This window comes from Leifsonia sp. McL0607, from assembly GCF_049993355.1.
GTDB lineage: Bacteria > Actinomycetota > Actinomycetes > Actinomycetales > Microbacteriaceae > Leifsonia.
The window spans coordinates 324736-344860 of the sequence record NZ_CP188253.1; the positions used below are offsets into that span (position 1 = coordinate 324736).

Consider the following 20125-nt stretch of genomic DNA (forward strand, 5'->3'; position numbering starts at 1 on the left):
GGTCCTCATCGGAGTGTCGCCACGTCGGCCGCCGCGATGTGAGGCTGCTCGACCGTCGGCACCGGCGTTCCCCCGCTGGCTGCGGCGCGACGGTTGTCCCGGGCGGTCTCGTACGCCTCGACCGTCTCGCGCACCATGCGGTCAGACGAGAAGACCCGACCTACGGTGCGTCGTGCCTCGGCGGAAAGGCGAGCGCGCAGTTCTGGGTCCTCGAGCATTCGGATGACGGCGGACGCCAGCGCGGAGGGATCGGAAGCAGGGACGACGAGGCCGTCGTGCCCGTCCGTAACGACCTCGTTCAAGCCGACCACGTCCGTCGCCACGACGGCGGCGCCGACTTGCATCGCCTCGATGCAAGCTAGCCCGAGGCCCTCCTCCAAGGACGGCTGCACGACGACATCCGCCGCGGCCAAGATGTCCGGCATTTCGTCGGTGGTGAGGTCGCGCCGCCAAATGACGCGACCGGCTTCCAGATCGTCGGCGAGTAGCGCCTCGACGTCTTGCGCGTAGGACTCGTTTGAGACCCGTCCAGCCAGCATCAACTTAGCGCGAGGGAACCTCGATCGGATCGCCGAGAATGCGGCGGCCAGATGCTTTTGACCCTTGCGTTCGTACACGCGCGCAGGGCACACAATCAACTGTTCGTCGTCCGCTACCCCGAGCTGGCGGCGGGCCCCGCCTCGATCCGGGTCCTGGTCGAGCGGCTCGAGGCCGTGATAGATCAGTCTGACGCGTTCGGGCGGCGTTCCGTAGAACAGTGCACGGTCTCGGTAGAAGCGGCTTCCCGCGAGTTGCAGGTCGACGGGAAGCACCGAATATGCGACGCGGCACTTCCCCTTCCCGAACGGCTCAAGGTCGGGGCTCTGCTCGTGGAGCGATGCGACGAGGCTTGCGCCCGAGTCCTCGGCTACGACGAGGCCCATCATGAGCATCTCGTGACTATTCGCGTGCACGATGTCGAACGAGACTTCGTCCTCGAGCACCTCGCCCAGTTCGTGGAGGATCGAGTACTGCATTTGCCGCCACGGGACTCGATCGCGCGCCGCAAGGGTCGGCGCGAAGGCGCGCAATCGGATGACGCGATAGCCGTCTTCGACGGAGCTGACCGGCAAACCCTCCAACCATGATCCGTCGGTAACGACGGTGACCCCGTGCCCGAGGGCTGCGAGGCCCTTGGCGAGCGATCGCCCATAGGACTCGGCGCCGCCGGTCAGAGGATGGAACGATGCGGTGAGGAAGAGAACCCTCATCGAGACACCTCCGAGCGTCTGCGACTAGCTAGCCAGGACACGACCGTCTGGATACCGTCTTCGATGCGGACCTGCGGCGACCAGCCGAGCTGCTCTTTCGCGCGCGACGGGTCGAGCGCCACGCCACGCACCTCTCCGGGCAACACGGGACCGTGCTCCGGTGCGCGCTCGCTCCCGATGGCCGCGGCGGTCATCGCGTATATCTGGTTGACGGAAGTCGCGACGCCGGTACCGATGTTGATCAGCCCTGAGCCGCGTTCGGCGCCGGCGACGAAGGCGTCTGCGACGTCGGAGACGTGAACGTAGTCGCGAGTCGTCTTTCCATCGCCGTTGACGATGCAGCTCTCGTCAGAGAGGAGGCGATTGGCGAAGATCGAGATGACGCCGGCCTCGCCGTCGGGGTTCTGTCGTGGCCCGTACACGTTCCCAAGGGCCAGCGCGACGGTCGGAACGTCTCGTTCGGCCGCGTAGAGGCGCAAGTAGTCGACGGCGGTAGACTTCGTGAGTCCGTAGAAAGACAAGGGACGGCGGACCTCGTCCTCACGGATCGGTTGACGGTCCATCGGGACGTCCCCATAGATGGTGCCCCCGCTGGACGCGAACGCCAGCCGCGTGTCGGACATCGTCCGCGCGGCCTCGAGCACGTTGAGCAAACCAAGCACGTTCACATCCGCGTCGAGAACGGGATCGCGCATTGAGACCTTCACGCTCATCTGAGCGGCTAGGTGAACGATCGCCGCCGGTCGGAAGTCGCGAATGAGCCCAAACGTGTCCCGCGTGCGAATGTCGTGGCCCTCGGCCGTGGAGTCAACCCATTCGAACCGCCCCGACGCGAAGTTGTCGACGACGAGGACCTCGTCGCCGCGCTCGAGGAGGCGATCACGAACGTGGGAGCCGATGAAGCCTGCGCCACCGGTGACGACGACGCGGCTCACTCGACACTCACCTCGACCAGCTTGCCCTCGGTCCATTCATCCGCTGCGTGGCCGGCCCAGCGATCGCATACCAACCTCCCGTTGCCGAGAACTGAGGCCTCGACAGTCTGACAATTGCGGAGCCAGTTCACGACACCATGTCGATTGTGAAGATTTGTCGACCGGTTCGGGACGCTCAGCTGCAGGAATCCACCATGCGAGACCACCAACGAGCGCGCGGGCAGGTTCGAAGCGATCACCCGGTCGAAGCGCTGAAGGACTTCGCGCGCGGTCTCCCCGCCTTCGGCGGATCGCACGTCGAGATCGTCGTCAACTGTCCAGCGCGCCCACGGCTCAGCCAGAATCGACATGGCCTCCCCGGCATGACGACCTTCGAGCACGCCAGCGTCTAGCTCCAGCAAGTCTTCCGACGAATCGACTGTGATGTCGGCTCCGAGCGCTGAGGCAACGATCTCGGCGGTCTGGCGCGCACGGAGCATCGGACTATGCAGCACTACTTCGATGCCCGAGCCGCGCAAGCTCTCACCGAGCGCGCGCGCCTGTTGCACGCCGAGTGGGCTGACCGGTTGGCCGGGCGGCTTCGTCGAAAGCCGGTTCCTCGCGTTGCTCAGGCTCTCCGCGTGCCGAGCGAACGTAATCCGCTTCGTGATCGCCGCGTCGTCGCGCATCTGTTCTCCCCATAGTTTCAAACTACGTCGTTTTGACTAAGAGCTTCCGCCGATAGGTCAGGGTTGTCGGGCGCTCCTGCCGTGCCAGCGGTGGCGTTTCCATCCTTCGCGAAGTAGTCGGCGGACGATGATGATGGCGTTGGCGAGGGCGATGAACGCGTCGATCACGCGGACGCGGCGTTCGGTGCAGATGTGGAGCTTCTTGAAGCCGCGGTTGTGCCAGGAGTTCGTGCGTTCCACGACCCAGCGGGCGCCGGCCTGGAGCGGGGTGCCCTTCTTGCTGATGACCCAGTCGCAGCCGAGGCTGCTTAGCAGGTTGCGGGTCTTGCCCGAGTCGTAGCCGGCGTCCAGGTGCACGGTGATCTGCTCGGGCAGGTCGAACCCGAACCGGGCCAGCTTCTCCAGGGTCGGGGCGAGCAGGGGCGAGTCGTGCCGGTTCGCTGGCGCTGCGACGACGCCGAGCGGGATCCCGCCGCCATCGACCAGGACCGAGCGTTTCGTGCCCTGCTTTCCCCGGTCTACCGGGGATCTGCCCGCGGCCTCACCTCCGCAGGGTGCTTTCACGATGCACCCGTCCACGGACAGGTTCGCCAGATCCAGGCCGATCATCTTCTCGTACCCGTTTAGGCAGAGCCGTTCCAGTTCGGTGAAGAGTCCCGCGGTGATCCATTCGTCGCGGCGGCGGCGGATCGTGGTGGCCGAGCAGGTGTGGTCGGCGATTTTCTCGTACGCGGCACCGAGGACGAGTACCTGGATCAGCTTGTCGAACACGATCCGGTCCGGGATCCTCGGCCGGTGGCCACCCCACGGGTGCTCGTCCACGACGGGTGGGATCAACGCTTCGAACTGCGCCCAAATGGGCTCGATGATGGAAGATGGAACAGCAGGCACGAGCACTCCTGGGCAACGACGGAATCTTGGTCGAAACCGTGTTTAACAGGGCTCGTGCCTGCCCGACGCCAACGCCACACCCCTACCTATCGGCGCGACCTCTAATCCATGTTGCATGACCTAACGTTCCAAAACAACTGAATCAGCCGTATCAGCGGATTCATGGGATATATACAATGTAGCGTGCTATATGTCGACGCAGAGTGGCGCAGGGGGGCTCAATGAAGGAGCGATATGTACTGATCCATACTCACGGAATTGCCGACGTCGACTACAGCACAATGACGCCGTCGTCGCTCGAAAGGGTCGACGGTGCCGCCAAGGCACATGGCGTCGATGTCGTGCCCGCGGCGTTCCTTGCCCCCGAGCTTGTCGGGAGCTTCAGCGAGGTCTTGGACGCGTGGAGCGACCAGCGCGAAAGCCTCTCGAACATCGTCGGATTCTCTATCGAGGGCCCGTTGCTCGGCACATCGGGTGGAGTTCCGCCGCGCGGGATCTGGAGCCCGAGTCCTGATCAATGGGAGCAGATTGCTCGTCTCGGCCCGCAGGGGCTGGCGTACATCGTGATGGCCCCGGACGGTGGAGACCTCGACGACCGATTCGGGGACGTGACCTATCGCGACATCATCGACCTGTTCTACAGCAACGGAGTCAGGATCGCGCTCGGGCACTTCCGGCACAACGATCCGGAGTTGAGCGCTGCACGCACCGCGGCGATGATCGATTATGTGCAGGCGCAGTACGGACCGGATCAGGGAATTGTGCTGACTGATCACCTATTCAACGACATGCCGCGCCGGTTCCGTCATGCGTGGCGAACTCGCGAAGAGCAGACCCGACGCGCACGCGAGATCGCTGAGTTCCTCAGCACCGACTGGTCCACGGTCGACCTTCGGGAGTTCCTCGGCGACGTTCCAGCGGTTCTCATTGAGGCCGCGATAGACGGTCGCTGCCTGCCGTTCCTGAACTTCGACGGGGATCACGTCGATGCGCAGGTTTGCGTCGCGACCCTCAACCACGTCGGCACCGGGAACCTCATCGGCATCACCGACGACACTCCCCTCGATGAGCTTGCCGGCGAGGCCCTCTCCCACCAGGAGGGCGGTGGATTGTGGTATCGGTCCGACGGGATCGTGGCGGCGGGTACCGGCAACCTATCAACGCAACTGAAGAACCTCCGGCTTGCTGGGAGGTCCGACGGCGAGATCGATGACCTCTTCGGGCGCAACCCGCGCCGAGCGCTCTCGCCACTGTCGCAATTCAGCGCTGCCCTAGTCTGAAATATGACTAACCAGGAACCGGATTTAGGATTTTACATGCGCGAATATGAGCTTTGCGCATCTTTGGGCGCAAGGTCAATGGTCGCGAACCATCTGCAACCCGATTCCGCGCGAACACCACGTGCCGTTCCCAAGACGGCATCGTCAGCGCTATCCCTCATCTCAGTTCGTCGCTCGCTCCTTGATCGACGATTGGAAAGGATTTTGAACCATGACGAACCCGATCCCCGGGTCGCTTCCGGCGCGGACCGCGCCCACCCCCGTCACAGGCGCCGTCCTCGGCGCCTACTTCGACGACCTGCGAGAGGTCGTCGATCGCATCGACGTTGATGCCTTCGCCGCCGCCGCCGACGTTATCATCGCGGCGATTCTTGACGAGCGGCGCGTGTTCATCGCCGGCAACGGCGGTAGTGCAGCGACCGCAAGCCACATGGCGAACGACTGGGCGGCCGGTGCCACGGACGCGGGCTCGTACCCCATCATCATGTGCCTGGCAGACAACGTCTCGAGCGTCACGGCCACCGCGAACGATCTTGACTTCGACGATGTGTTCGGACTTCAGGTTCAGCGATTGGGGCGCGCGGAGGACGTGCTCGTCTTGCTCAGCGTGAGCGGGAACTCGCCGAACCTGATTCGAGCCGGGAACGCAGGCAAGCGGCTCGGCATGCACGTGGTGTCGTTGCTCGGCAACAGCGGGGCCATGGCCGGAACGAGCACTTCGCACGCGTCGCTCGGATCCGACGACTACGGCGTCGTGGAAGACCTCCATCTCGCGCTGAACCACGCCATCGTTCGCGTGCTCCGAGGCGGCGTCGCGCATCGGACTCCGGTGCGGACAGCAGCGCCGGCGCGTTGAACCGGCGTTGAAGCGATGGAACCGCGCGTTGCAGCTGTCGTCCTGGCCGCCGGTCGCGGCGCACGGCTGGCTCCGCTCACCGATGACACACCGAAACCGCTTCTGTCGGTCGGCGGTCGAGCGCTGGTGGACCATGCCATCGCGAAAAGCCGCGCGGCCGGCGCTCGACACGTGTTCGTCAACGCGTTCCATGCCGCGCCAGCGCTGGTCGCGCACCTGGCGGAAGCCGACGACGTGACTGTCCGCGTCGAGGAGCGACTGACCGGCCCAGCGGGCGCGCTTCGCCTGTTCGAGTCCGAGCTGCAGGGGTTCGACGCGGTGCTAGTCGTGTCCGGCGACACGTACTTCGACGATGACCTCGAGCCGCTTGTTCGGAGCTTCCGCCAGTTCCGCTCGTCGCTGACCATTGCGACCGTCGAGACCGACCACGCGTACCGGTTCGGAGTTTTGCGGGTCGCCGAGGATGGCACGGTCCTCGAGGCGGAGGAGAAGCCCAACGTCGAAGCTCACGAGAAGCACCAAGTCAGCACGGGCATCTATTGCCTGGACCCGACAGCGATCTCATTGCTCCCGCGACAGGGGACGGTCGATTTCGTGACCGATCTCGTCCCCGCCGTGTGGAACGCGGGGGGCTCGGTGCGCACCTGGCCGTTGCGCGGAAGCTGGTCCGATGTCGGAACCTTCGCAACCTTCCTCGGCGCGAACCTCAAGGCGGCGAGGTCGGCTCCAGGTGGCCACCTCGTTCACGCGGACGCGTCGGTCGAGGCGGGTGTTCACCTGGGCGGCTCGACCGTCATCGGGGCCAAGGCAACAGTCGGCGCCGGCGCGACACTCATTGACACCGTCGTCCTCGATGGCGCCGTCGTCCCCCGATGCCAAGTAGTCGTGGGCGGCATCATCTCGAAAGGAACCACCGATCATGACGCTCACTGACGTCCCGACCGCAGCCCTCACGACGGCGCTCGCGCCGCTGCGAATCTCGCTCGCAGGCGGGGGCACGGACCTTCCCTCCTACTACGAGCGAACCGGGGGCCTCGTCCTGGGCCTGTCGATCGACCGCTACGTAGGAGTGAGCGTGTTCCCGAGATCGTTCGACGGTTCGGTGCGGGCGGCGTGGGACGAGCCGGAGCGTGTCGCACACGCGAATCAGCTCGGCAACGGGTTCGCGCGTGCAGTCCTCGAACGCCGTGGCCTCACTTCCGCCTTGGAAATCGCGTCGTTCTCCGACGTTCCCCATGGGACCGGCTTGGCCGGTTCCGGAGCGTTCACGACGGCTCTCATCGCCGCGCTGAGCGGCGCGAACCCGTTGGACCGTCGCTCGATTGCAGAGGAGGCCTTTCTCGTCGAGACCAGCCATCTCGGTCGGCCCGTCGGCAAGCAAGACCCCTACTTCTCCGCAGTCGGAGGGCTGAACGCTCTGCACATCGCGAGCGACAGCGTGGTCGATGTCGAAACGCTGCCGGTCGCGTCCGAGACAAGGACCTACATCGCCGAGCGGCTGTTGTTGTTCTACACCGGGATACAGCGAGACGCGGCGAAGGCGCTCTCCGTGCAGGAGAGCAGGACGAGCGGCGGCGACCTTAGCGCGATTCTCGCTCTGGACCGCATCCGTGACATCGCCCACCGCCTCCTGCCCTCATTGCGGCTCGGACGGACGTCCGACATCGGACCGCTCTTGAACGAGCACTGGCGCTATAAGAAGGAGATCTCCGAGGCCGCGTCCTCTGGGCGCATCGATGACCTTTATGAACTAGGCCTTCGCAATGGCGCAGATGGAGGAAAGATCCTCGGCGCAGGCGGGGGAGGCTTTCTGCTTCTCAGCGCCGACTCGGAGGGCAGCGTCGAGCGGCTACGCGCGGCGATGGCGCGCGAAGGCCTACGTGAACTGCGATTCGGCATCAGCGAGCAAGGCGTGCAATCGACAAGCATCCAACTATGACGACGGTCATCCCCCACTCAGCCTCGCTCGTCGCACCCGGACGCTTCGGGCGGTCCCGCGGCGGCTACGCGCTTCGTTGGAGGGCGCTGTGGGGCGTACTCGAAACGACTGGCCCTTCGGTCGCCTACCTAGCGCTGGACGACTATGGTGTGCGCACGAACAGCGTTCGTGACGCGATGGAACACCCGACGCAGGCGAACGCCGCTGCCGCCGTCGTAAACGTCTGCCGCCACACCAGCGGCCCGGTTGTCTTCACCGAGCTGAGGTCCGCGCCGTACCTGCTCGCGGCTCGCCGGGCCCTGAGAGACTCGCACCTCCTCCTCGACCTCCACAACGTTGAGTCGCACCTCAAGCAACAACTCGCTGCGATCCGCACGCCGGGCTACACCGACGCGTACGTTGAGGCAGTTCGGCACTTCGAAGCTCGGGCCTGCCTTGCCGCGAGCGAGGTCTGGGTGTGCAGCGACGACGACGCCCAACTGCTGCGCACGGTGCTTGGAGTCCAAGCGCCCAACATCCGAGTCGTCCCGAATGCCGTCGATGTCCCGCCGCGAATCCAGACTACGGGGCAAGTAACGAGTGCGACGTTCGTCGGATCGCTGGCATATGCGCCGAACGTCGAGGCCGTTCGCTTCCTTATCGATGAGCTAGCCCCGGCCCTTCAGAGAAGACACGTCGACCTGCCGTTGCGAGCGGCGGGCAGTGAGCCTTCGGTTGAATTGGCGAGCGAGTTGATGGAAACCGGCTTCGAGGTTCATGCGAACTTCGACTCGCTCGCGTCGGTGCTTCGAGACTCAGCTCTGCTCGTCCCGCTCTTCACCGGGAGCGGAACCCGGTTCAAGATCCTCGAAGCGATGTCGATGGGCGTGCCGATCGTTACAACGCCGAAGGGCGCAGAGGGCATCGACGTCAAGGATGGCGTTCATGTGCTCGTCGCGGCGAACGCTCACCAGTTCGTCGAAGCCCTCGACCTCCTACGCACGGATCGCGCCCTGGTCTGGGATCTCACCGCCGCCGCCTATGAGCTGGTCAGCGATCGGTACTCCTTCGAGTCGATCGCGAACGCGCTCCCAACGCGAACAAGAAATACGAGCGCTAGCGTGTCATGAGGGAACGAGCGACACCATTGATCGACGAGTACGCGCGTTCGTCCGGCGAGCGTGCGATCGTGCCCGACCGCGACGGCGTACTCAACCGCAATAGGGCAAGCCACGTGCTCGACTGGTCGGACATGGAGTTTATTCGGGGGCGCGCCCCGCATCGGAAGAAGCCTTCGCTCGCTTCTACTAACTCCTGGTTGCGTCGAATCAGACGTGTGCGGGTGAGGATCTCGTCTCTGCGTTGGACGCGCTGGCGATGATCCGATACATCGGCGACGAGGTTTCCGGAGGCGTGATCGGCGGCGCGGCCATCTGCCCACGCACGAGTCGCCCGATGGCGCTGTCGGAAGCCGATGCAGGACTGTTGGCTGACCTTGCCGCTCGATTCGGCTTCGATGTGCGTCGAAGCGTGTTCGTTCGGAGACGCGCGGACCGATGCATTCGCAGCGCACCGGGCACGAATGCGGGCCGTGATGGTCAATACGGGGCGCTGGAGCAAGGGCGACTCGCTCCCGACTGCGGTCGAAGCACGTGCAAACCTGGCGGAGGCCGTCCGGCTGATCCTGGATGGCGAGGCAAGAGAATGAAGAAACACGCACCAGCTGACGTCACGGATGCGTTCGACGCCGTCCCCTTCGATTCTGACGGCGTTCTCGCGGACTCCGAACGCATAACCAGCGAGATGCTCGTATCGCTGGGGTCTTTCCAGCGGAACGCATGCGCCGATTCGTTGGGCGTGGCGCAGTCCCAAGACGAGCTGCCGCCTCTCACGCACCAGAGGGGCTTGAAGCGGACCTGTCCTCCCGACGAAGACCTTGGCGAAACCGAGCCATACGAGCTGGAACTCCGATTTAAACGCCCGGGGCGGCCCTCGATTTCCCCATCTCCATCCCACTGAACGTACCTGGCCGCGATCGAGCAGCTGGGTGTCGACGCCAGAAGATGCGGCGTGATTGAGGACACGCGCAGACTCGAACCTGGCATTCGTGATCGTGCGCCTACACACTTAGAGGTCGCGCCGGTAGGTGATGGTGTGGCGTTGCGTTGAGGTGGGCACGAGGCCTGTTAACCACGGTTGTGTGAATAACTCGTTGGTTTCCAGGACGCCTCGTGCCCGCTGTTCCATCTTCGATCATTGACCCGATCTGGCACCAGTTCGAAGCGCTCATCCCGCCTGTGGTGGATGAGCATCCGCTTGGGTGTCACCGGCCACGTGTTCCGGACCGGGTCGTGTTCGACAAGCTGGTGCAGGTGCTCGTGCTCGGCGCCGCGTACGCAAAGATCGCCGACAGCGCCTGCTCGGCGACCACGATCCGTCGACGGCGGGATGAATGGATCGTCGCGGGGATCTTCACCATGCTGGAGCAGATCTGTCTGGACTCCTACGACAAGATGATCGGACTGCAACTGGGTGACTTGTCCGTGGACGGGTGCATCGTGAAAGCCCCCTGCGGTGGCGAAGCTGCCGGCCGTTCCCCGGTAGACCGTGGGAAACAGGGCACGAAACGCTCCCTCCTGGTCGATGGGCGAGGGATCCCACTCGGATGCGTTGTCGCCGGCGCGAACCGTCCAGACTCCCCGCTGCTTGGTCCGACCCTGGAGAAACTGAGCCGGTTCGGCTTCAACCTTCCCGAGCGAATCACGGTGCACCTGGACGCAGGCTACGACAACACCAAAACCCGCGACCTACTCGACGTCCTCGGGTGCGACTACGTCATCAGCAAGAAGGGCGAACCGCTACAAGCCGGCGCTCGGTGGGTCGTGGAGAGAACGAACTCCTGGCACAACCGCGGATTCCGGAAACTCCAGATCTGCACCGAGGTCCGCACCCGCGTGATCGACGCGTTCATCGCCCTCGCCGCCGCGATCATCACCACCCGCAGCCTCATCCGCGAAGCCTGGACCCGCTACCGCTGGAACACCAGACCCAACCGACAACCATGACCTACCGGCGCGACCTCTTAAGGGAAAACGTGAAAAATAGTAGCAATCTCGCCAACGCCTTCGCCTCATTGAGGGAGCATCGTTCTGTCACGTTCGCGGTGCTCATCGACACAGTTGGTGCTGGCTTGACCCTACCGCTATCGATCGTTTATTTCACGCTTACCACCAATGTTCCCCTCGGAGTCATCGGAGCATTGGCGACGGCCGCCGCATTGGCGGCGCTACCAATCGGATTTCTCGGAGGCTTTCTTACGGATTGGTTCGGGGCGCGCTCTTCGATGGTTCTGAACAACCTTTTGTCCGCGGCGGGGTATGGCCTCTATCTGATTGCGCACGAGCCGATCGGCATATTCGTTGCGATTTTATTCGCAAACGCATCCGAGAGACTCTATTGGTCAGCCTGGACCGCATACGTTCACGATCTATCGGGAGGGCAATCGTTCGAACGCTGGTTCGCCTTCTTGGAGGCGACCAAGTCCATCGCTCTCGGGGTGGGCGCAATCGCTGCGGTAGTCGTGCTCGCCGGGGATCAGCGTGCGCTGTCGTGGCTAATTCTGTTGAATATCTTGACGAGCGTCGTCGCAGCGGCGGTGTTCGCGGTGCAGAAGGTCGGATCGCATTCGCGAAGGATGGCGCGCGAGCACTCGTCTGGCGAGGTCTCGTCCTGGCGTGAGTTCGTTCTGGATCCTGCGATGCGGCTCATTACGATCGGTCAATTCTTGATAGGCCCGGCGATGGTGCTACCGAACATCGCGCTAAGCGTCCTCTTCGTGCAGCTCTGGCATATGCCCGCCGTCGCGGCACCGGTGCAGTTCGCAATCTCCACAGCCGTGAGCGCGGTGGCGCAGACCACGATCACGAGGGCGGTGCGAGGCCGGAATCGTGGCTCACTCATCGCCGTTGGCGCCTCGCTGACGGCGATCACCGTCCTCTCGCTCGTCGTGTTGCCGAAGCTCTCTGGAGTAGGCGCCTGGGCGTACCTCGTCTGTGCCGCCATCGCCTTGGCAGTGGCGAATATCCTCTATCTGCCATCGACGAACGCCGTCATGGCCGAGGCGCCCCCCGCTCGGATCCGCGGACGAGCGATCGGAGTCTTTCAGACTTCGAGTTCGATCGGAATGGCGCTGTACCCCATGTCGATCGGCCTCTTGGAAACCGGACAACCCTGGACGCTGTGGGCGCTCACGTCAGGTGTCTTCATCGCAGCCGGCATCGTCTGGCGTGCGGCCGTGCAGCGGCTGCCGCAGCGAGTTCAGGTCGCCATCCCCGCCGAAACATGATCCGGACGCTCGAGGCGCGACGGTCCCGACTGCCGCGGATGACGATCGGCGGTAGTGCGTTGGCGCTCTCGCCCGCACCACTCCTGCCTACCGCCGGCCTCTTTTGGTCGTGTTCGACAAACGGGTGCAGGTGTTTGTTCTCGGCGGCGCCTACGAGAGTATCGCCGCGCGTCCTGCTCGGCCGAGCATGTCGGATGGTTTGTGTGAGGGGCGGTGCTCCTGACTGAACAGGAGACATTGATGACCATGATTGAGAAGCAGGCGCGTGAGGAGCGTCGCCGGGAGCAGCGTGAGGGTGTGGAAGCGCTGGAGGCGTCCGGAGCGCTCGATGACCTTTACGCGATGATCGATGCCGGGCAGGTGCGCCTCGGGGGCAAGGACGGGCTGATCCAGCAGTTGATCAAGGCCGGTTTGGAACGAGGCTTGCAGGCCGAGTTGTCCGAGCATCTCGGCTACGAGAAGGGCGCCCCTGAGGCGGGGTTGCACCCGAACTCACGGAACGGGTCGTCGGCGAAGACGGTCGCGACCAGTGTCGGCGACCTCGAGCTCGCGATCCCCAGGGACCGGGACGGGTCGTTCACGCCCGTGCTGGTGCCGAAGGGCTCCAGGAGGGTGGGTGGGCTGGATGACATGATCGTGTCGCTCTATGCCGGCGGGATGACGGTGCGTGATATCGAGCATCACCTGGTCTCCACGATCGGCACGCAGATCAGCCGGGAGACGATCTCGAAGATCACCGACGAGGTCCTCGACGAAGTGATGGCGTGGCAGCAGCGGCCGTTGGAGTCGTTCTACCCGGTGATCTATCTGGACGCGATCATCGTGAAGGTCCGCGACGGTGCGCACGTGCGCAACAAGGCCGCTCACATCGCGGTCGGCGTCGATATGGACGGCATCAAGCACGTTCTGGGCATCTGGATCCAGGCCACCGAGGGGCGAAATTCTGGGCGGGAGTCTGCGCGCAACTCGCCAACCGGCGCGTCCAGGACGTCCTGATCGTCTGCTGCGACGGGCTCACCGGGTTCCCTGAGGCGATCGAGGCGACCTGGCCGCAATCGACGGTCCAGACCTGTGTGGTGCATCTGATCCGATCCGCGATGCGGTTCGTGAACTACAAGTCCCGCAAAGCCGTCTCGGCCGCGCTGAAGCCGATCTATCAAGCCGCCGACGAGGACGCCGCGCTGGTAGCGCTCACCGAGTTCGCCGCCAGCGACCTTGGGCAGGCGCCCACCCGACAACCCTGACCTACCGACGGAAAGTCTACTAAGGACAAGGAGTGTGGTAGTTAGCGTTCGGTGGACAGACGTGCCAGGGCTCGCTATTCGCCCCGTATCTCTAGCAACATCGTCGCCACGCTCAGGCCGTTGCCCGCACCGATTAGCAGCACCTGGTCGCCGGGACGGAGCGCTCCACGATCGAGGAGTTCGGCAAGGCCGAGGATCTGGTCGCTGACCCCGGTATGCCCGATCGAGCGTCCATACTCCCAGAGATGCTCCTCGGCGAGGTCTCCCAGAATGTCTTGATACAGGCCGGCGCTGACCCCTGCCCCAACATTCGGGTAGACGATGTACCGGGCCGGCCTCTCGAGGAGCGGATGACGCACCATGAGCCGCTCACGCAGTGCCCCGAGCGTCTGGGCGAACACCTCTCGGATCTCACCATCGCCGTGCTCTTGGAGATACGCGCGCTTGGCAGACCCGACAAGGTGATCCCGCCGTGGATCGTTCACGTCCTCGGCTGAGGGCTCTTTGAAGCGATACATCCGTTCGAGCGCGCTGCCTTGCTCGATATCGAGATGTTTGACCTCGATCGGGCCCGGACTGGTCGAGAGGATAACGGCCGAGGCCGCATCGCCGTAGACCGTCCCGTGGTCGGACGACCAGCGGTCGAAGAGCGAGTCCTCGAACCGATCGGAGCCGATGACCAGGGCCGACGAGCCGGGATGATGTCTCACGTGGTCGGCGCCCATCTTCATTGCGACGAAGGCGCCGTTGCAGCCCTGGTTGAGGGAGAACACGATGGCGTTCGGGTCGAGCTCCAGCTCGTGGTGGGCGAAGCTTGCGGGCGGCCACAGTGTCTGGTGTCCGTGACGATGTATGGATGTCCACGCGAGAAACCCGACGGAGTGGAGGTCGACACGTGCCAGGGCGCGCCGCGCGGCCTCCACTCCCATCTCAGGCGGGAACGCGTCGCGTTCGACCCTGACGCTGGTGAAGGCGTCTTTGACGGCGCGAATTGCGTCGTATGCGCCAGCATCGACGGCCTCCTGGACCGTCACCCGGTCCGAGGGGAGCCACGTTCCCAGCCCGGAGATGTAAATGCGCCGGTCATCGGGGCGCTTTGCTGTATTCGTCACGCCGCCCCCAGTGCCCGGGTGAGGTCGTCGAGGAGATCGTCGACGTGTTCGAGGCCGACCGACAGCCGGATCAGGTCCGGGGGCACGACAGCTCCTCCTGATGCCGCAGCGACGACCTGCCGGTGGGTGGCGATCGCGGGGATGGTCGCGATGCTCTTGACCCGGCCAAGATCGTTCGCGCGCCAGATGACCTCGAATCGGTCGAACACGCGCGCCGCCGCATCAAATCCGCCGACCGGCCGGAACCCAAGTAGGTAGCCGTATCGGTTGACCGGACCACCGTCCGCCTCGCTGTCGACGAGGACCATCTGTTGCGCGAGCGCATGCGTGGGATGTGATTGCAGTCCCGGGTAGAACACCTCCGCCACCCGATGGGATGAGTGGAGGTGCTCCGAGATCGTGAGCGCGGAGCGTGACATCGCGTCCATACGCCGCCGCAGATCGCGGACCTCGTTCATGACGGTGAAGGCGTTGAACGGGCTGAGCAACGCACCCATGTCGCGGATCGGGCCACGCCGGAGATAGCCGGCAAAGTCGTCCGTCATGGAGGCGTCCGCGGCGGACGAGGTGATCCCGTGACGCGCCACGACGGCGCCAGCCAAGCTCACACCGCTGGCGCCAGCCGCTTTGCCTAGCGCATGGACGACGATGTCGGCGCCCATGGCGAGCGGGCGCATGAGGGCTGGCGTCGCGAGCGTTGCATCGATGATGAGCGGAGCACCGGCCTCGTGGGCCAAAGCCGAGAGGGCTGGCACGTCGACGAGGGAAAGAAGCGGGTTGGCGGGAATCTCCGCGTACACGAAGCGGGTGTGCAGATCGACCCGGGCAGCCCACTCGTCCACCGTGGCGTTCTCGGGTACCCAGCGCACCTCGACGCCTCGTTCCTTTCCGTAGCGCTGCGAGAAGACCATGAAGGTCGCCCCATAGCACGCAGCGGAGGCGACGATGTTCATCGGCTCATCACCGCGAACGCATAGGAACGGTGAGGTCGCCAGTGTCACCGCAGCCATGCCGGAAGCTGCCACCGCGGCGCTGACCTCCGCGTCCACCCTGTACCCGTCGAGCGCTGCGATCACGAATTCAAGGCTGCGGATTGTTGGGTTTCCGAGGCGGCTGTAGATCCAGGCGTCCTCCTGCCCCGACAGTGCTGCCTCCATCGCGGCGGCGGACGGAAAATGCTGAGCCGACGTCGCGTAGAGGGGTGGGACAATGGATCCCTGGTTGGCTTCGGCGTCTGCGTGCGTGTAGCCCGCCGCGCTGGCGACCGTGTCGAAACGAAGCTCGGCCATGGTCAGCGTTCTCCCATCGGCGCCGCGGATGCCAGCTCTGACAGGCACGCGTCCGACTCCTGCAGACGCGCGATGATCTCTGCCGATCGGATCGCGGTGAGGCTCAGGGAGCCGCCGTCTCCGATCCCGTGCGTTCGCTCGCACAGTCCATTGAGCACGACGACGCCCGACACATTCTCCGGCGCGTTCGCGAATCGGACGGCGTAACCGCGGTCGATGTTAAGATGCCCGGTCGATAGGTCCTGCCACTCGGAGAACCCTTCAAGCAGCGGGATTGTCGGAAGATCGCCGGCGCCGGTGCCGATGTTCGAGAATCCGGTGGCCAGCACGACCAGGTCGAAGTGGTCGCTGTCGATCGTGCCGGTGGCGTGGTCCTCGAGGAGGAGCCGCACGCCTCCGTCGTCAGTGATCGTGGCGTCAACGATGTCGGTGAGCCGGTGCAGCCGGATCTGCTCCTTGCCGTGGAGCTTGTCGTAGTACATCTGTCGGTAGAGCTCTTCGAGGACGTCCATGTCGCAGGAACCATAGTTCGTCCGCACGATGTCCCTGTCGATGCGCTCGCGCACTTCCGGAGAGGAACGGTAGTACAGGTCGGTGAACTCGGGGAAGTATGCCTCGCTCATGAACGGGCTGGTGTCTTTGAGGGGAAAGGCATATCGGCGCATGATCGAGTGGATCTTCAGGGTCGGATACGACTTGCTGAGATGGAGGATGATCTCTCCCGCGCTCTGGCTGCTTCCGACCACCGCGACACGGCTACCGGTCGGGAGCGCGCTCGCGACCGGTCCCACCTGGCTCTGGTACTTGGTCTGATGGACGACCCGATCCGACTGCAGCGACGCGAACTGCGCGGGCACGTTAGGCAGTCTCCCGGTGCCGACGACGACATGGCGAGCGTAATACTCCTCGCCGGTCGTCGTGACGAGGTGGTAGGCACCGCCGCCAGCGACCGTCTCCTCGTAGGTCAGGGAATACACCTGCCGCCCGTAGCGCACACGATCGTCGAACTGCCGGGCCACCCACTGGAGATACCGCGCATAGTCCGGCCGCAGTGGCATCAGCATGTCCATGTTGAGGTGCGGGAACAGCAGGTCGTTCTCGACGAGATAGTTGAGGAACGTGTAGCGGCTGCGCGGGTTCCGTGGAGTCACCAGGTCACGATAAGGGATGTTCTGGATGTTGGAGTATGTGTCGAGGCTTATCTCGAAAAGCATCTCACCCTGCCAGATCGGCGTCTTTGCCGATTCCAGGAAGAGCCAGTCCTTAAACGCTCCTGATTCCTCGAGGGCGATGGCCAATGCGATGTTCGACGGTCCGAATCCGATGCCGATGACATCCATGATCTGCATAATCTCTCCAAACTTGTGTCAATTCGGTGGCCTCGCTGCGCCACGCATATTGGACTGCGGGGTGTCGAAGTCCCTTAAGCAGGGTGCGTCATTCGATGGTCGACGGGGACGGCGACGTTTCCACCGCGGTATCCATCGGGGCCGCGATCGATGGCGCCGGCTCGCGGAGGGCGGCGACGATGATGATGGACACCACACAGAACGCCGCTCCGATGTAGATGATCGGATCGTAGCTGTCGAGGACGTCGTGTAGCGTCGCACCCAGTTGGCTGCTCAGCGCTGCGCCGACCTGATGGGCGGCCCACATGATCCCCAGAAGAAGTCCGCGGACATGCGGTGGGTAGAGCCGGGCGATCCACACCGTGGTCGCTACGACCGTCATGAGGTAACTCGATCCGAAGATGACTCCGAAGAGCTGGATCACGACATCGTTGGGGGAGATAGCCAGCAGAACGATAGAGGCGCCGCGCAACAGGTAGGCCGAAAGTAGAACGCTCCGAATACGACCCCGATCGCAGAAGAACCCCGCAACGAATGCGCCGACGATCTCAGTGAATCCGAGCAGCACCATCGCGGTCGACACTGTAGTGGGAGCAACGCCGTGGTCGTGCATGTCCGGGATGAGGTGCACGTCGACGAACGCCATCGTCACACCGCAGGCCATGAAGGCCAGCACCAACGGAATGAACGGGCCGCAGCGCATGACCGCCAGGGCACGTGACCGCTCAACGTGGGATGTCGCAGTGGTGGCCAGCCGCTTGGCGTCCGGGGCACGAACCGTGAACGACAGCGGGAGGAGTACCACTGCGAACAGGACGCTCAGTGCGATGAGCACGGATTGCCAACTCGTCATAGTCTCGAGCCAGATCCACAACGGGACGAGGACGATGAAGCCTATCGCCGTCCCGTTCGTAACCAGCGCATAGAAGAAGCCCCGGCGATCCGCAGGAAACGCTCGATCGACAAGAACACCGATCGGGACATACGAGAGCGAGGCATAGCCCAGCGCTCCGAGCACGCCGTAGAGGATGGCGAGCAGGAGGAAGCTTTGCGCGACCGTGATCAGGGCGAACATCGCCGCGGAGACGACTAGTCCGGCGCGCATGACTAGAAGGGGACCGAACCGGTCCGAGAGCGCCCCGATGGCCGGTGAAGCAAGCGCGATCGTCGCTGCAAAGATCGTCGTCGCGATCGCGAACTCACCGCGAGGGTAACCGAAAGAGTCGGCCATCGGGACGAAGAACACTTGAACTGTGTTCTTTAGCGAAGACCCCATCAGTGAAATGAGGATCGCAACACCCGTGATCCACAGAACGTGTCCAGCAATCCGGCTGGTGGACCCTTGCTGAACGCCAACCCGACCGGGCACTCTAACCTCCACCGTCTAGACGCCATCATCTACGTACAATCATAAAATATGTATCACTATAGGCTTTGGTAAGAGAATTCACAATGTGAGACGAATGGTCGGGCATGCTTGCGCAGACCCGGTTGAGTGTTCCGACGGACAAGGGCACGAACGTGTGATGTCGCTGGTGGCGGGGATGCTCGCCGGTGCGGACTCGATCGAGGACATGAACCTGCTCCGTCACGGCGGGGTGGGCCGGTTGTTCGACCGAGCTTATACGCCGTCGACGCTGGGATCGTTCCTGCGCGAGTTCACCTTCGGGCACGTCCGGCAGCTCGACGCGGTTGCCTCCCGGGTCCTTACGAACCTCGCCAGTCGGGCACCGCTGCTGCGGGCAGGTGTGGGCGAGCGGGTGATGGTCGATCTGGACGACACGATCATCGAGGTCCAGCACCCTGATCCACGTCCCGCACGGTTGGCGCGGTCCGCACGCCGCACCACAGTGCACCTCCCCGAGGCCTGGCCCTTGGAAGAAACGCCTTCGCGCGACTGTTCAAGATCACGCACGCACCACCGCCATAGGCCACCACCTGAACATCGCCACAACTGCAGCACGACCGAGAACCATGTGGACGACCGGGAGGTAATGCCCAGAGTTCACTCCCGCCCCTCGACACGTGACCACCTTTCACGCCGGCCTCGACCGCCCAATACTCGTCGGTAGATCGAGGCTAAGCCAAGGCCAACGCTTGAGCCGCGCAGGCGTCTCGTGTGTACATCGCGGCGTGCTCCGCGAAGTCGGACCTGCCAGTCTCGCTGGCACGACCCTCAGTGAAGGCCGCCAGTGCTTCCAAGCGGTCTGCCATGGTCTGAAGGATCTGCGAGCGGTAGTAGACAGACCCGTACGACTCGATGAGCGCGTCCAAGCGGTCGAGTCTCACGTCGGCCGAGGGAGCATCCGCGCCAGCGTCCTCGCCGAACGGCATCAACCGATACGCCAGGTAGGCAAGATCCCAGACGCGCGGTCCTGGTGATGCGGTGTCGAAGTCGATCACGCCGACAAGCCTTTCGTCATCAAACAGTAGGTTGTACGGGGCGAAGTCGTTGTGGCAAATGACCTCGATTGGTTCGCGGACCGGTAGCTGCCACGTCAGGGACGCCGTCTCCGCTGAAAGCGCAAAATCGGCGGAAGCGTCATGCAATCGCCTCAGAAGCCGCCCGGAGTCGCGAAGAATATCGTCCTTCCACAGCCATTCGGGGAGCGGGTAATGGGCTGCCTCACCGGGCAGAAAGCTCAGCATTTCCCTGCCGTCCTGGTCGAATCCCAGATGGCGCGGCACGCCGTCGACCTTGCGTTCTTCGAGGATGTCAAGGAGTTGCGCGACCGCCGAAGACCAGTGGCCGGTCGAGCGGAGGACAATATCGCCGCGCCGGTGAACCTCATTAGAATTGCCACCCGCCATGGACACTTCTGACATGCGCTTCTCCCCAAATCCCTCGGAATGGCCGGAGGCAGAGCGCGGTGCGTCGCTTTCGACGCACTCGGGTTCGCCGTCGATCCCCGTTCCGGCAGTTCGATGTCTCGACCACCTTACAGAGTGCGCGACAGGAGGTCGGTGGCGCTTCTGGCGGACGTGGCC

At 64.0% G+C, this 20125-nt stretch carries 16 protein-coding genes and 2 pseudogenes; 9 read left to right on the plus strand and 9 right to left on the minus strand.

Going from position 1 to position 20125, the window contains the following annotated elements; translation table 11 throughout:
* Positions 1 to 5: 5 nt before the first annotated feature.
* From ACPPVW_RS01545 to ACPPVW_RS01560, 4 genes are read right to left on the minus strand one after another with little or no spacing between them, the layout of a single operon-like run.
* On the minus strand, positions 6 to 1250 hold the full coding sequence (locus ACPPVW_RS01545) for a glycosyltransferase family 4 protein (RefSeq protein WP_426624804.1): 1245 nt from the start codon (positions 1248 to 1250) through the stop codon (positions 6 to 8).
* A complete protein-coding gene (locus ACPPVW_RS01550) occupies positions 1247 to 2185 on the minus strand; it encodes a GDP-mannose 4,6-dehydratase (RefSeq protein ID WP_426624805.1) in 939 nt (312 codons plus the stop codon). Before ACPPVW_RS01550 ends, ACPPVW_RS01545 begins: the two co-directional genes overlap by 4 nt.
* Positions 2182 to 2853, minus strand: coding sequence for a histidine phosphatase family protein (locus ACPPVW_RS01555; protein ID WP_426624806.1), 672 nt, complete (start codon positions 2851 to 2853; stop codon positions 2182 to 2184). The genes ACPPVW_RS01550 and ACPPVW_RS01555 overlap by 4 nt, the downstream gene beginning before the upstream one ends.
* Before the next feature lie 57 nt (positions 2854 to 2910).
* Entirely contained in the window at positions 2911 to 3744 is an 834-nt protein-coding gene (locus ACPPVW_RS01560; protein WP_426623971.1) for an IS5 family transposase, read from the minus strand.
* Positions 3745 to 3965: 221 nt separating this feature from the next.
* On the opposite strand from ACPPVW_RS01560, the gene ACPPVW_RS01565 reads away from it, so the two are divergent.
* The 8 genes and pseudogenes from ACPPVW_RS01565 to ACPPVW_RS01600 form a co-directional block, all read left to right on the plus strand.
* Positions 3966 to 5024 (plus strand): hypothetical protein, encoded by a 1059-nt coding sequence (locus ACPPVW_RS01565; RefSeq protein ID WP_426624807.1) that lies wholly within the window; start codon positions 3966 to 3968, stop codon positions 5022 to 5024.
* Positions 5025 to 5235: 211 nt separating this feature from the next.
* The gene (locus ACPPVW_RS01570) at positions 5236 to 5880 is read left to right on the plus strand and encodes an SIS domain-containing protein (RefSeq protein WP_426624808.1); all 645 of its coding nucleotides are present in this window, start codon (positions 5236 to 5238) and stop codon (positions 5878 to 5880) included.
* Between the two features lie 15 nt (positions 5881 to 5895).
* The gene (locus ACPPVW_RS01575) at positions 5896 to 6813 is read left to right on the plus strand and encodes a sugar phosphate nucleotidyltransferase (RefSeq protein ID WP_426624809.1); all 918 of its coding nucleotides are present in this window, start codon (positions 5896 to 5898) and stop codon (positions 6811 to 6813) included.
* A gap of 136 nt (positions 6814 to 6949) precedes the next feature.
* Positions 6950 to 7819, plus strand: a complete 870-nt coding sequence (locus tag ACPPVW_RS01580) for a hypothetical protein (protein WP_426624810.1) — start codon at positions 6950 to 6952, stop codon at positions 7817 to 7819.
* A complete protein-coding gene (locus tag ACPPVW_RS01585) occupies positions 7816 to 8928 on the plus strand; it encodes a glycosyltransferase family 4 protein (protein ID WP_426624811.1) in 1113 nt (370 codons plus the stop codon). Before ACPPVW_RS01580 ends, ACPPVW_RS01585 begins: the two co-directional genes overlap by 4 nt.
* A gap of 1101 nt (positions 8929 to 10029) precedes the next feature.
* Positions 10030 to 10863 carry an IS5 family transposase gene (locus tag ACPPVW_RS01590; RefSeq protein WP_426623674.1) on the plus strand — a complete coding sequence of 278 codons (834 nt, stop codon included), beginning with the start codon at positions 10030 to 10032 and terminating at the stop codon, positions 10861 to 10863.
* On the plus strand, positions 10860 to 12143 hold the full coding sequence (locus ACPPVW_RS01595; protein ID WP_426624812.1) for an MFS transporter: 1284 nt from the start codon (positions 10860 to 10862) through the stop codon (positions 12141 to 12143). Before ACPPVW_RS01590 ends, ACPPVW_RS01595 begins: the two co-directional genes overlap by 4 nt.
* A 240-nt stretch (positions 12144 to 12383) precedes the next feature.
* A pseudogene (locus tag ACPPVW_RS01600) lies at positions 12384 to 13366 on the plus strand (IS256 family transposase); the annotation flags it as partial.
* 95 nt (positions 13367 to 13461) lie between these two features.
* On the opposite strand, the gene ACPPVW_RS01605 reads toward ACPPVW_RS01600, so the two are convergent.
* The 4 genes from ACPPVW_RS01605 to ACPPVW_RS01620 all read right to left on the minus strand — a co-directional run bounded on the left by ACPPVW_RS01605 (position 13462) and on the right by ACPPVW_RS01620 (position 18506).
* Positions 13462 to 14499, minus strand: coding sequence for a ketoacyl-ACP synthase III family protein (locus tag ACPPVW_RS01605; protein ID WP_426624813.1), 1038 nt, complete (start codon positions 14497 to 14499; stop codon positions 13462 to 13464).
* On the minus strand, positions 14496 to 15788 hold the full coding sequence (locus ACPPVW_RS01610; protein WP_426624814.1) for a trans-sulfuration enzyme family protein: 1293 nt from the start codon (positions 15786 to 15788) through the stop codon (positions 14496 to 14498). The genes ACPPVW_RS01605 and ACPPVW_RS01610 overlap by 4 nt, the downstream gene beginning before the upstream one ends.
* Positions 15789 to 15790: 2 nt before the next feature.
* Entirely contained in the window at positions 15791 to 17137 is a 1347-nt protein-coding gene (locus tag ACPPVW_RS01615; RefSeq protein WP_426624815.1) for a SidA/IucD/PvdA family monooxygenase, read from the minus strand.
* Between the two features lie 88 nt (positions 17138 to 17225).
* Positions 17226 to 18506, minus strand: a complete 1281-nt coding sequence (locus ACPPVW_RS01620; RefSeq protein WP_426624816.1) for an MFS transporter — start codon at positions 18504 to 18506, stop codon at positions 17226 to 17228.
* Between the two features lie 107 nt (positions 18507 to 18613).
* On the opposite strand from ACPPVW_RS01620, the pseudogene ACPPVW_RS01625 reads away from it, so the two are divergent.
* Positions 18614 to 18933 (plus strand): annotated as a pseudogene (locus tag ACPPVW_RS01625) (IS1380 family transposase); the annotation flags it as partial.
* Positions 18934 to 19216: 283 nt separating this feature from the next.
* On the opposite strand, the gene ACPPVW_RS01630 reads toward ACPPVW_RS01625, so the two are convergent.
* Entirely contained in the window at positions 19217 to 19963 is a 747-nt protein-coding gene (locus ACPPVW_RS01630) for a phosphotransferase enzyme family protein (RefSeq protein WP_426624817.1), read from the minus strand.
* Positions 19964 to 20125 lie beyond the last annotated feature (162 nt).